Raw genomic sequence first — 13,102 nt, forward strand, 5'->3', positions numbered from 1 at the left:
TTGTAAGTCTTGGAAGGGAATTGTAATGAGTATTTTAATATTTAGCGAAGTGAAAAAATAGTTTGCTATTTAAAAAAAGTGGGGATATAATATCTAAATGAAAATGATAATTATTATCAATAATAATTACAAATAAAAAATAATTATAAAAAACAACTGAATATAAAGGATGAAATGAAACATGTTACATAAGTCTACTGTACATGCTGGTAGTAACCGCTGGATACATATTAAGTTCATATGTTTCATGAGCTTAACAATTTTATGTTTAATTGGATCTATATTTTTAGCCATTTCATTTGGTGCAAAGGATATTCATTTACAAACGGTGTGGGCAGCGGTTTTGAATTACGATCCGAAATTAACACAGCACCAAATTATTTATGAATTAAGGCTCCCGAGAGTAATTGGAGCAGCAGTTGTAGGGGCAGCTTTTGCGGTTGCTGGTGCTGTTATGCAAGGTGTAACACGAAACCCTTTAGCTGATGCAGGTGTACTCGGAATAAATGCAGGTGCGATGTTTGTAGTAGCACTTAGTTTTGCTTTTTTTCCGCATATGCCGTATTCCTATTTAATGATTGTTTCCTTTATTGGAGCAGTCTTAAGTACAGTACTTATTTTTGTTATTGGATCAGCAACATCAGGTGGGTTAACACCAATGAGGTTAACGATTGCTGGAGCTGTTATGGCAGCGCTTTTACATTCATTAAGTTCAGGTGTTGCGATTTATTATGATTTAAGCCAAGATTTAGCGTTTTGGTATGCTGGTGGTGTTGCAGGGGTTAAGTGGGAACACTTGAAATTTTTAGTCCCTATTATTCTTATAACGATTATTTTTGCAATAGTGTTAGGGAAATCTATTTCACTCATATCAATGGGGGATGATGTTGCTACAAATTTAGGAGTGAAAACGAACCGAACGAGAATACTAGGGATGATTATAGTAGTTATTCTGGCAGGTGTTTCTGTTTCAGCTGTTGGTTCTATTGGATTTGTGGGACTAGTTATCCCACACATTGCTAGAAAATTAGTTGGTGTTAATTATAGACTCATTATTCCTATGGCAGCATTATTAGGAGCTATGTTATTAGTTGTAGCTGATTTAGGGGCAAGAACAGTAAATCCTCCTAAGGAACTTGCGATAGGGATTATGGTAGCTCTTGTTGGAGTTCCGTTCTTCCTCTATATAGCACGTAAAGTTGGGAGGGAGTTATAAGTGAAAGATCTTTTTAACACGGATAAAAAGAGAGCTATTACTGTAACTACAATCTTCGGATGTATAAGTATCGCTGTAATTTTAATTAGTTTAAATACAGGGACACTGAGTATAGCGCCACTTAGAGTAATTGAAACACTTTTGGGTTATGGTAATTTTGAGAGTGCAACCGTGCTATATGATTATCGTATGCCAAGAATAATAATCACGATGTTAGCCGGTATTGGTCTTGGTATTTCCGGTGCGATTTTGCAAGGGTTATCACGTAATACACTTGCAGATCCTGGTATTTTAGGGTTGCATTCAGGTGCATCTTTCGGTCTTATCGTATTTGTTACTCTCTTTCATTCTATTAATGAGAGTGCATCCATTTTAATACCGTTATTTACATTTGGCGGAGGAGTATTAGCTGCATTTCTTATTATTTTACTTGCGAGTGATCGGTCAAAAGGTTTACTTCCCATTAGACTTATTCTCGTTGGTATTGCAGTTTCAGCTGGCTTTAGTGCAATTTCGTTATTTTTCTCTCTCAAGTTAAATGATGAGACGTATACATTCGCTTCTAGATGGCTAGTTGGTAACGTGTGGGGAAGGGATTGGATTCATGTCTTTGCATTATTACCTTGGATTTTCATACTAACCCCTTATGCGTGGCTAAAATCTAAAACGTTAAATGCATTGTCACTAGGTGATAGTGTAGCAGCAGGACTTGGTGTTTCTGTTCAAAAAGAACGGTTATTACTTTTAGCTACAGCGGTTGGATTATCTTGCACAAGTGTATCGATGGCAGGAGGAATTGGTTTTATCGGTTTAGTTGCTCCGCATATCGCAAGGAAGTTAGTAGGTACTACATATCAACACTTTCTTCCTTTAGCTGGCATTATCGGAATGATTATTTTAGTACTAGCAGATACGATAGGTCGTTCTATATTTGAGCCAAACTCTATTCCGGCTGGTGTAGTAGTGGCAGCTTTAGGAGCACCGTATTTTCTTTATTTACTTACAAAAACAAAATAAATACTTCAAAGAGGAGAACATATGAAAAAGAAACTTACTATTTTATTTAGCATGATGTGTATTTTAGTATTAGCAGCATGTGGTCAAACGAAAGCTAATGAAGAGGCAACGAAAAAAACGGAAAAAAGTAATGATCCAAAAATTGCTTCAATGTCTATTCATTTAACAAATGATTTACTTGCATTAGGAATTACACCAGTAGGTTCTGTTATTGGTGGAGATTTAAAAGATTTCTTACCGCACGCTAAAGAGAAGTTGAAAGATACGAAGAAGCTTGGTGTTGTAACAGATCCGAATATGGAAGCGTTACTTCAATTAAAGCCAACTGACATTTATGTTGATGAAAAATATGCTGGTAAAGATGTAGCGAAATACGAAAAAATTGCAAAAACACATTCTTTCAATTTAGATGAAGGTACGTGGAGAGAGCATTTAAAACAAGTTGGTAAACTTGTAAACCGTGAGAAAGAAGCAGATAAATATATTCAAGATTACGAAGAGCAATCAAAACGAGTAAAAGGTTTAATAGATAAAGAGCTAGGTAATAACGAAAAAGTAATGGCAATTCGCGTTACTGCAAAAGAATTGCGTGTATTTAGTACGAAAAGACCGATGGGACCAATTTTATTCCAAGACTTAGAGTTACAGCCTGCAAATGGTGTAGAGAAAATTGATGGAAACCGCCCTTTCGAAGTCATTTCACAAGAAGTATTACCTGACTTTGATGCAGATGCGATTTTCGTTGTTGTAAATAGAGATGATAAAGCAAAAGCAGCATTTAAACAACTTCAAGAAACGCCAATTTGGAAAGACTTAAAAGCAGTTAAAGGCAAGCATGTATACATTATCAATGATCAACCATGGCTTGACTATTCTGCTTTAGGAAACAAAATGGCAATGGATGAAGCGGAGAAAATGTTTACGAAATAATATAGTTTTGTTATTAGGAAAGGCCCTCTAAATTTGAAGGGCCTTTCTATTATTGTTAGAATAAATAAAAAATTATACAATGAAGTTAATTCAATATGGAGGAGATGTGCCAATGTCAGTGCTTATTGTAAGTATCCCGTTTATGAAACAGTTTATGGAACAAGGGGATAAATAGGCTAAAATAAGTATCCCTGTTATTTAAAAGGGGGAGTTTGAAATGACAATGAATCTTTTTCGAAATAAAACGATTAAATTATTAGCTATGAGAGAAACAGATGCTGAAGTAATGGCTATGTGGCAAGAGGATAGTGAATATTTAAGAAATGTAGATACAGATGTAGCATTCCCGCAATCTTTAAATGAAATAGCAAGTGATGGGCTATTAAAAGGACGGAGATCGAATAGTGTTTCTTTCATGGTAAGGACAGTTCAAGAAGATCGCTTAATTGGTTTTGTGGCGATTCATAGTATAGAGTGGAATAACAGAACAGGTTTATTAGCTATTGGTATAGGAGATGCGAATGATAGAGGAAAAGGATATGGGAAAGAAACAATACATCTTATTCTAAAGTATGCTTTCTATGAATTGAATTTACACCGCATCGGTCTCGATGTAATTTCGTATAATAAACCTGCCATTGCATTGTATAAAAAGATGGGTTTTCAAATGGAAGGCTGTATGAGAGAAGCGATTCAAAGAGATGGGAAGTGTTTTGACCGTATCATTATGGGGATATTGCGGGATGAATGGATAGAGCTCCAAGGTTAGAAAGTACATTCGAAATTATATATGTAGTATGCAGGAGATATAATAGTAATTGGCGAAAATTTACAGTGTATTGATTGAATTTATAAGGAGTCATGCAAAATGAATTTGGAAAAAGCAAAACCAGTAAATGAAGAGGTCGCCGAATTAAAAGAACTAATTAAAGAGTTACACGGAAGTGTGCACCAACTTCAAAGTGAAGTGCAGCAACTAAGGCACGAAAGACCAGTTGTTGAAGTGAGAAAAGGTGTTCAATTATCACCAACAATTGTCGGACAAATTGGTGGTATGATTTTAGGTGGGTTAGCAATTATCGGTATATTTTGGTGATGAAAAAAGGTTTGCAGCACGATGCTGCAAACCTTTTGTATTTGACGATATAATGTCATGCAATACAACTTTTACATTAAATAACGTAAATATATATAAGCATGTGATAACAAGAGTGCAACAATAGTTAATGGTAAACCAATTTTTAAGAAGTCCATATAAGAGAAAGCATGTCCTTCACGTTTTGCAATACCAGCAACGACTACGTTTGCAGATGCTCCGATTAGTGTTCCATTTCCTCCTAAGCAAGCTCCAAGGGATAACGCCCACCAGAGTACTTCGATTTGCGGAGAATCGACAGATAGTCCGAGTCCTGTAGCTAAGTCTTGAATAAGAGGAATCATCGTTGCGACAAATGGGATGTTGTCGATTGTCGCAGATGCGATGCCAGATACCCATAAAATAAGTATAGCTGCGAATCCGATGTCACCGTTTGTTACGTCGATTACTTCTTTTGCAAGTGAAGAGATAAGTCCGATATCAATTAACCCGCCAACGAGAACAAATAATCCGGCGAAGAAGAAAATGGTAACCCATTCAACGTGGGCAAATACATCTTCAATATCATGTTCTTTCACGCCGATTAACATAAGAAGTGTAGCGCCTGTCATCGCGATAACAGCAGCGTCTACATGAATAATCGAATGAAGTACGAAGCCTAAAATAGTGAGTCCTAAAATCGAAATAGATTTTAAAAGGAGGCTTTGATCTTTAATGTAATCTTTTTCGTTTAATGCCATTAGTTTTTCGATTTGTTCAGGTGTTGTTTTTAGTTTGTTACGATACATGAAGTAAATAATGCCAAGTGTCACGATAGAAATAATAATTACGATTGGAGCTAAGTTAAGTAAAAAGGCGTTAAAGTCTAAATGCTTGTTTGCTGATCCAATCATAATATTAGGTGGATCACCGATTAATGTTGCTGTTCCGCCTATATTTGAAAACAGCACTTCTGAAATCAAATAAGGCACAGGATTTACTTTTAAAATACGTGTAATGGATAATGTAACAGGAACGATTAATAAAACAGTCGTTACATTGTCCAAAAATGCTGATCCGACAGCAGTTAATAGGGATAGTAATAATAAAATGCGAATCGGTTTTCCGCCAGCTGCTTTTGCCGCTTTAATGGCCACAAATTCAAAGACGCCTGATTGACTCGTAATATGTACGAGAATCATCATCCCAATTAAAAGGGTAATCGTTTCCCATTGAATATGTGATGTGAAAGCAGTATGTAAATCTACAACTCCAAAAATAATCATAATAGCAGCACCGAATAGTGCGATTACAGCACGATTCAATTTCTCAGAAATAATAAATCCGTACGTGATTAAAAATACGGCAATTGCAAAATAATATTGCCAATTTGCTACTTCATGTGCTGACTGTTCCAATCATGTCACCTTCTTTAAATTATGTATTCAATTGTCGAAATGTATCTCGCTGCAATAATACGGGATAAAATATATTGTAGCAAATTCAAAAAAGAAAGAAAACTATTTAACAAAGTGAAGGAAAAAATGTATTTTTTACATATCATATAAAAAATATAAAAAACACAGTGCAAATTATTAGGAAAAGTGAGCGTTGTCCTCTAATATAGAGATAGCAATTTACATTATTTTTGCGTAAAATGGTTTAAAGAGGTGAATTCCGATGGAAATAGTAAAAGATAGTTCTCTTATTCAAAATGAAATTGAACGTTTTGTAAATAAAGATGTATATATTCATTTAGAAACGACAAACGGAGCGTATGCATCACACATAAATGAAAAGATGATGACAGTTGGTGCTTTCATTCGAAATGCGATTATCCGTTTTGAACGCGGGAAGATAACTGGAACAAATCCATACCGAGTTGGTCTGAAAATGGATCACGGTTGGGTATATGCTGAAGGTATTACGCACTGGGAAGTAGACGATCAAGAGCGTTTATTATTAGCTGGACATGATAATTTAGGTCGTCTAGCAGTTGCACTTGAGTTAAGCTTAACACCATTTAAGTAAGAAGGAGGGAAACTTATGGAGAGACATGTACTTGTTGTATTTCCGCATCCAGATGATGAAGCATATGCTGCGGGAGGAACAATTCGCTTATTAACAGATCAAGGAGTACCTGTAACATATGCATGTGGTACTCTAGGACAAATGGGACGTAACATGGGTAAGAACGTATTCGCTAACCGTGAAACGATTCCACATATCCGTAAGAAAGAATTGAAAGATGCTTGTGAAGCGATGGGTATTAAAGATTTAAGAATGCTTGGCTTCCATGATAAAACGTTAGAATTTGAAGATGTTGATTTCGTTGCTGACAAAATTGAAGCAATCATTCAAGAAGTAAATCCATCTCGAATTATTACATTTTATCCAGAGCACGGTGTACATCCAGATCATAATGCATTTGGCCGCGCTGTCGTTCGCGCTGTATCACGTATGCCAAAAGAAGAGCGCCCAGTTATTCATGCTGTTGCGATTACGAAAAATCGTGAAGCAGTATTAGGAGAACCGGATGTTGTAAATAACATTAGTGAAGTATTTGATCATAAATTAACTGCATTAGGTGCGCACCGTTCACAAACAGAAGCAATGCTTGAAGACACGCATGCAAAAATAAAAAACAAAGATGCAGCAACATTAAAATGGCTGCAACTTGAACAGTTTTGGACTTATAAATGGGAGTAGGCTAGAAGGATACCTTCTAGTTGCTCTTACATAGAAAAAGCGCCGTCACTTGTGATGGCGCTTTTTCTTGTTGAAGACTATACATTTTTTAGGGTGCTTCAAAATTTTTAAATTAACGTGCAGTATAGCCTCCATCAACAAGAAGTGTTGTACCGTTAACAAAACTAGCATCATCACTTGCTAAAAATAAGACAGCTTTAGCGACTTCTTCTGGTGTTCCAAGTCTGCCTTGCGGATGAAGTGAAGCTAAATATTCTTTCTGTTGAGGATTAACACTACCCAGTAAAGGGGTGTCAATATAACCAGGGCACACCGCATTAATACGTATTCCATATTTAGCGTAGGCAGTACATAAATTTTGAGTTAATAGTTTCACACCACCTTTTGCAGAGGAGTATGCTGTTGGGGTAGGTAATGAAACAAAACTATGAATCGAACCAGCGTTAACGATGACACCACCTGTACCTTGTTTAAGAAATTGTTCAATCGAATATTTATCAGAAAGGAATACCCCAGACAAATTAATATCAATAGTTCTTTTCCATTTTTCATAGGATAATTCGTTTGCCGGTGCATCATCAGCAACGCCGGCATTGGCATACATAATATCTAATTTACCGTATGTACTTACTGTCTCATGAATTAGCTGTTTAATATCTGCCTCTTTTGTTACATCAGTTTTAATAAATAACGTATTGTATCCATGTGCATTCAATTCATCTGATAGTTCTTTTCCACGTTCAGAAAAGTCAGCAATAACTACTTTTGCACCTTCTTCGATAAAAAGACGAACAGTAGATTCGCCAATTCCACTTGCACCACCAGTTATGATTGCCACTTTGTCTTTTAATTTCATATAAACCTCTCCATTCATCAATGAATTTAAGTCGAATTTTTAAATCTTGTTACTAAACTATTAACCTTAAATAGTAAGTAGATAGAAGAAAAAGCTCGCGTTTACTTAATCGTGAGAGTGCTATTTTTTCTTTATCCCGCTATTTGCCAGGCAGTAAGACCCTCACCTCAAAATTCAGCGGAAGCAAAGACATTAGGTGAGGGCTAATAATCAGTGGGGGGGAACAAAACCTCCACTGATTAAAGTCTCACTTTATTGTACTTTTTGATACAGTGATGGGCTAAAATATTAATTTGGTCAATTTTATCATTAGATTGAATATTTGGTAAAGTATTCTCGAATAGAGTGAGTGCTGAAGCTAAACTACTGACCTACATAGGTATAACGAGGGGGATTTACATATAATTGCTCTTTTTTATTTTAGTAATTAACAAATTTTCAAACTTGCTGATGATGTAGTGGACTTAAATAAGTCACTTGTTTTTAAATTGAATCAAAAATAAAAACAGTAAAAATAAAACGTTTAATAATAATTATTTATTGAAAAACGATAAATAAAATGATATTATCAAATTGAAAATTAGTAAGAGAGGTGCTTTTTATAAAATGTAAAACGAATGTTATGTATTAAAAAGAAATTGATGTAAATTAGGAAAATTATATATTTTAATAGTGAAATAAGAAAAGGGAGTTAGAGCATGATTAATAAAACAGTAAAGAAAGTTATCTTGATTGCAGGTGGTTTGTATATTACATATTTAGTAGGTGTAGTTATTTTAGCGGAATCTATACCGTATCCTACATCTCAACAACTTAAAGAAGCCGAAAGAGTAGTTGAACGCTATGTAGGTGAAAATAATGGAGTAAAAATGATAAATACATCTAGCAGCTTCACGGCTGAGATGTTCAATCGTACAATTCATATTGAAGGAAATTCAAAAGAAAATCCGGAACAAGTATATCGAATGAATTTAGATCAAGTCTCTAATGAAAGTGAAAAAATAACCGAAAAATCGATAAATACAGTTTGTAAATCAAATGATGGAGGAAAGAATTTTACGTGTGCTGATACTGAATAGCTAAAAGTAGGATCCGTAGCAGCATAGTAACAGTTGATAACCATTACTCTAGTTAAATAGGAAAAAGCCTCGCAGGGGGGCGAGGCTTTAAACAGGGTATTAAAAATTATCGATTCATTAAGAATAACTTCTATTGAATAAACTAATTTTAGCATGATAACTTATATATATGTGTTACGAATTTATGAACAAAAAATCAATAATAAGAATGTAGAAAAGATAATAATTTATTTAGAATTTGTATCATTACATAAAGTTTGAGTGGAGAAGAAATTATACTTTTGTATGGTGTAATAAAGATATAGTCCGCCTACAGAAATAGGCGGGCTATTTTTTATAAAGAAAAGACAACTTAAGGTAGAGGTCTTGTTAAGAAATAGGATAAAAACAAGAATCTTTAAGAAGAGATAAGGTCGTTCAAAAGATAAAGGTATTGTATTTGAAACACGTTATTATTCGTGGATTAAGTTATATTTTTGATAAAAAATCTTTAAAAAGCATTATAATCCCTAGAAGAGATAAGACTTCAATTGAAAACCAAAATACACTTTTTTGAGGTTTTTTAAACTCCATTATTATGGAGAAAAATAAAAAGATAGCAATGAAAAAAATAATTAAGAGACGAAGTATATCAAACATCAATAGCACTCCTAATAGTTAATTTGTTTCACTATATAGTTATTTCCAATATTACAGAATTTAAGAAGTGACTTGTTAATATTAAAGCAAAAAGTTCTCAGAATCTATGAATTAAAAATAAAAAAATTTCGAACTACTGAGCACAGAGGGATTATATATTAATTAGTTTAGCAATTGAAAGAGTAATTTTTTAATCTTGTAAAAGTCCGATTGGTGAGGGCTGATTAAAGTTTCACTTTATTTGTTTTCTTTTTTATATAAAGCCTTAGAACTGGGATTTAGTAATGGTTTATAAGAAGCATATATTTTGAATTATTCAATAGAATAATATATATTTATATTGATTTAGTGATTTTAGTTTGTTAAAAATGGGGAAATCGATATGAAGGTTAAATTTGCCGTAATAAAAGATGAGAGCTTTGATTGTAGTTTATTGGAAACAAAATTATTGAAAACTTTTAAAGAAGTAGATTGTGAAGCAGATATTGTAAAGGTTGAGGATGGAATTTTTGAAAACAATGATATACAAACGTATTTATCAGAAATAACCATTCATGTTACTGGAAAAAATATTGGATATAGATCCGTTTCAGCCAGTATATTTATTGTTCTAGAGAGTTTATCAATACAGCTATTTCGTATTCATATTAGTATACTTTAAGCAGTTCAAAAAGTGGCTTCTTCAGAAAATCATACTGATTATATGGAGTTGTAAATATGAAAACAATAGAAATTATCGTAGGTGCTCCCGAATGTTGGATTGCACCTTGTTTGTTGTTAAATAAACAAGGGATTCCTTTTTTAATTTATCTTAACGCTGATTTATATAGAAGATAGGAAATATGTGAATAATTCAATTAGATTGTACAAATAATTTGGTACGCGGATATACGCAATGTATTCACAGGTAAGAGGGTTGTCTCATAATATATATAGATTTTTCTATTAAGATGAACAGAGGGTGTGAATATATGGAAGATGTTTACGCTAAAATTGACAGTCTCAAGGCGGAGCAAAAAGAAATTATGAGAGACATTCGTGCTTTAGAAACGCGTACTACTATTAATGAGAAAGATATAGCAACAATCAATAAGCAATTAGAAAAAATAAGTACAAACACAACTTGGATTTTACGAATTATTATTAGTGCGATAATAATGTCAGTTTTAGGATTAATATTAAAAGGAATGATTTAGTCTTGTGAAATAGAACGATATAAAAGAAAGAGGGGAGCTCCCTCTTTCTTTTATATAAATGAGAAGCTATAAATTTTCCGTTTCCTCTTCACCTGCATATTTTTCCTCTAAAGAAATTAATAGAGGAATGGATACGGTTACTAGAATGATTAAAGTAGTTATAAAAGATTTAGAAAGAGAAAAAGAACCTTCAATTAAAGGTGATAAAAACTTGAATGAAAGTATACTTGTTATGAAGGAAATTACTAAAAAGCTAAAAAGAGAGATATTTTTATTCTTTATAGATGTTTCTATAGAGTCTTTAACACAGGTTATTACGACAAATATAGTTAATATGATAAGAGAAACAAAATAATGTGTTAAATTCGTCATACTAATAGTAGGATCGTCTATTATGTAAGCAAGTAACTTAGATACTAATATTCCTCCAAACAATAAAATAATAAAAGCAAGTAATCCTTCCGATATATAAGTGCTGAAATTATCTTTCTTGTTAAAAAGCTTATAGTTCAGAGTAGATTGGGTTATTTGAATTAGGAATAGGCTAATAATCCATACATAATATACAATTGGTAATTCTCCTGAGAATAGAGAAATTAGAAAGTTTACTACTGTCCTTAAAATTTCAATCATTACGAAAGTCCTCCTGTTTGTAAGCTTGTGACATTAAAATATGCTAGTCTATCGTTTAATAATTAAACTTACGAATTCAAACTATTTCTAATTATTCCATAAAAAGGTGGCTGCATCAAGTTATCTTTTTAACAATCCTCCAAGGCCGAGCACTAGTAAAAGAAACGCAATATGTAATATAATTGAAAAAGTATATTTAAAAATCAATGTTAATATTACCCTCCTATAAGTATTAACATACGTAATTGAGGTGTTTTCTTTGTTGTTTTATGACCGGATTTCTATAATGGCCCCTCCTGTTCCGTAGCTAAGGAAAGTCTTTTTATTTCTGAGATTTTCAAAGTTATAGGAGGGTATGAAAAATGAAAAAAGTCTCAGTACCATCACTTTTGTTAATGATTATTCTTGTCGCATTTCCGCAAATTAGTGAAACGATTTACACACCGTCTTTACCGGACATTTCAAAGGCGTTACATGTAAGTAATAATGAGGTGCAGTTAACACTTAGTGTGTATTTTGCTGGATTTGCGTTAGGTGTATTTTTTATTGGGTGGTTATCAGATATAATTGGTCGTCGCCGAGCGATGTTACTTGGAATTGTCATATATGGCGCTGGGAGTTTCTTATGCTATATTGCAAATTCCATTGAAGTTTTATTGGTAAGTCGTTTTATTCAAGCGTTTGGAGCAAGTGCAGGATCCGTTGTGACACAAACGATTCTTCGTGAAAGTGTAGAAGGGCATAAGAGGCATGTTATGTTTGCTCAAATCTCGGCAGTCATTGCTTTTACACCAGCGATAGGACCGTTAATTGGGGGCTTTCTTGATCAAATGTTTGGTTTTAAAATAGTATTTTTAAGTTTAGTAGTTATGAGTGTCGGAATTTTTCTGTATACGTTTGTTTCTCTTCCCGAAACAAAGACGGGATCAGTAACGAATAAAATAAATGTGTTTTCAGTCTTGAAGAGGCTAATTACAAATCCGAAAGTGGTAACATATGGGCTATTAATTGGAGGAGCAAATGGTGTTTTATTTAGCTATTATGCAGAAGCGCCGTTTATCTTTATTGAATACTTTCAATTATCGCCTAGTATGTATGGATTTCTAGGAATTGTTGTTGCATCTGCTTCTATTGTTGGAGCGAAAATTTCAAAACGTTTACTTGCTACTTATAAACCAGAGAAAATTATATATATCGGTTGTCTCGTAATGACAGGGGGAGCTATCCTTTTATCTGTTATTACGTTTATTGGATCAAATCCGAATGTAATATATATGGTTGTATTTTTAATAGCAATGTTTATATTGTTATTAGGGATTGGAGTAGTGTTACCTAACTGTTTAAGTTTAGCGTTAGTAGATTTTCAAGATGTCATTGGTACAGCAGGTGCATTGTTTAGTTTAGGGTACTATGTAATTGTAACGATGACAATTTTGGGAATGAGTCAGCTGCATACAGGCTCGTTACTAGTGATGCCACTTTATTTTCTGGTTATTGTAGTTATAATGGTAGTGTTTACTAGGGTATTTATCTTTGGTAAGCAAACTTCGAAATCGATTTAAATATGAAATTGTAAAAGAGTCTCATTTTTTAATGAGACTCTTTTATATTTTGGCTGGGGTAAAGAAGTTAGTAGTTTATTAATATATTAAATTTCTCATTGGTATATAAATCGAATGTGTGGGAAATTACGTTATCAACTATAAAGGTTGAAGTATTTGACATATGAAACCGAGAAAGAAATGCTCTCCT

Annotated in this window: 14 protein-coding genes; 11 read left to right on the top strand and 3 right to left on the bottom strand. The window is 33.5% G+C overall.

Going from position 1 to position 13,102, the window contains the following annotated elements:
• Nucleotides 1-181 precede the first annotated feature (181 nt).
• The 5 genes from MR168_RS02325 (at nucleotide 182) to MR168_RS02345 (ending at nucleotide 4,259) form a co-directional block, all read left to right on the top strand.
• Nucleotides 182-1,216: a FecCD family ABC transporter permease gene (locus MR168_RS02325; RefSeq protein WP_000902738.1), complete on the top strand. Its 1,035-nt coding sequence runs from the start codon at nucleotides 182-184 to the stop codon at nucleotides 1,214-1,216.
• On the top strand, nucleotides 1,217-2,233 hold the full coding sequence (locus MR168_RS02330) for a FecCD family ABC transporter permease (RefSeq protein ID WP_000653823.1): 1,017 nt from the start codon (nucleotides 1,217-1,219) through the stop codon (nucleotides 2,231-2,233).
• 21 nt (nucleotides 2,234-2,254) lie between these two features.
• Nucleotides 2,255-3,163 (top strand): iron-hydroxamate ABC transporter substrate-binding protein, encoded by a 909-nt coding sequence (locus MR168_RS02335; RefSeq protein WP_000728217.1) that lies wholly within the window; start codon nucleotides 2,255-2,257, stop codon nucleotides 3,161-3,163.
• A 217-nt stretch (nucleotides 3,164-3,380) separates the two neighbouring features.
• The gene (locus tag MR168_RS02340) at nucleotides 3,381-3,932 is read left to right on the top strand and encodes a GNAT family N-acetyltransferase (protein WP_086412740.1); all 552 of its coding nucleotides are present in this window, start codon (nucleotides 3,381-3,383) and stop codon (nucleotides 3,930-3,932) included.
• A 99-nt stretch (nucleotides 3,933-4,031) separates the two neighbouring features.
• Entirely contained in the window at nucleotides 4,032-4,259 is a 228-nt protein-coding gene (locus tag MR168_RS02345; protein WP_001047304.1) for a coiled-coil domain-containing protein, read from the top strand.
• Between the two features lie 71 nt (nucleotides 4,260-4,330).
• Here MR168_RS02345 and MR168_RS02350 read toward each other — a convergent pair whose 3' ends face one another.
• A complete protein-coding gene (locus MR168_RS02350; RefSeq protein ID WP_043936322.1) occupies nucleotides 4,331-5,656 on the bottom strand; it encodes an ArsB/NhaD family transporter in 1,326 nt (441 codons plus the stop codon).
• 262 nt (nucleotides 5,657-5,918) lie between these two features.
• On the opposite strand from MR168_RS02350, the gene MR168_RS02355 reads away from it, so the two are divergent.
• Together MR168_RS02355 and bshB2 are read left to right on the top strand one after the other, a co-directional pair.
• Entirely contained in the window at nucleotides 5,919-6,269 is a 351-nt protein-coding gene (locus MR168_RS02355) for a YojF family protein (RefSeq protein WP_000407045.1), read from the top strand.
• A gap of 15 nt (nucleotides 6,270-6,284) precedes the next feature.
• A complete protein-coding gene (bshB2, locus tag MR168_RS02360; protein ID WP_000439483.1) occupies nucleotides 6,285-6,947 on the top strand; it encodes a bacillithiol biosynthesis deacetylase BshB2 in 663 nt (220 codons plus the stop codon).
• A gap of 112 nt (nucleotides 6,948-7,059) precedes the next feature.
• Here bshB2 and MR168_RS02365 read toward each other — a convergent pair whose 3' ends face one another.
• Complete coding sequence (locus tag MR168_RS02365; protein WP_000768018.1) at nucleotides 7,060-7,803, bottom strand: SDR family NAD(P)-dependent oxidoreductase; 744 nt, start codon at nucleotides 7,801-7,803, stop codon at nucleotides 7,060-7,062.
• Nucleotides 7,804-8,501: 698 nt separating this feature from the next.
• On the opposite strand from MR168_RS02365, the gene MR168_RS02370 reads away from it, so the two are divergent.
• From MR168_RS02370 to MR168_RS02380, 3 genes are all read left to right on the top strand, one after another.
• Nucleotides 8,502-8,882, top strand: a complete 381-nt coding sequence (locus MR168_RS02370; RefSeq protein WP_000608951.1) for a hypothetical protein — start codon at nucleotides 8,502-8,504, stop codon at nucleotides 8,880-8,882.
• Between the two features lie 1,021 nt (nucleotides 8,883-9,903).
• Complete coding sequence (locus tag MR168_RS02375) at nucleotides 9,904-10,182, top strand: hypothetical protein (RefSeq protein WP_000865019.1); 279 nt, start codon at nucleotides 9,904-9,906, stop codon at nucleotides 10,180-10,182.
• A gap of 310 nt (nucleotides 10,183-10,492) precedes the next feature.
• Nucleotides 10,493-10,717, top strand: a complete 225-nt coding sequence (locus MR168_RS02380) for a hemolysin XhlA family protein (RefSeq protein ID WP_000390461.1) — start codon at nucleotides 10,493-10,495, stop codon at nucleotides 10,715-10,717.
• A 66-nt stretch (nucleotides 10,718-10,783) separates the two neighbouring features.
• Here MR168_RS02380 and MR168_RS02385 read toward each other — a convergent pair whose 3' ends face one another.
• Nucleotides 10,784-11,350: a DUF5823 family protein gene (locus tag MR168_RS02385; protein ID WP_000570047.1), complete on the bottom strand. Its 567-nt coding sequence runs from the start codon at nucleotides 11,348-11,350 to the stop codon at nucleotides 10,784-10,786.
• 362 nt (nucleotides 11,351-11,712) lie between these two features.
• Between MR168_RS02385 and MR168_RS02390 the strand changes: the two genes are divergently transcribed.
• On the top strand, nucleotides 11,713-12,912 hold the full coding sequence (locus tag MR168_RS02390; protein ID WP_086412738.1) for a multidrug effflux MFS transporter: 1,200 nt from the start codon (nucleotides 11,713-11,715) through the stop codon (nucleotides 12,910-12,912).
• Nucleotides 12,913-13,102 lie beyond the last annotated feature (190 nt).

It is taken from the genome of Bacillus cereus group sp. BfR-BA-01356 (assembly GCF_022663635.1).
Taxonomy (GTDB): Bacteria; Bacillota; Bacilli; order Bacillales; family Bacillaceae_G; genus Bacillus_A; species Bacillus_A cereus.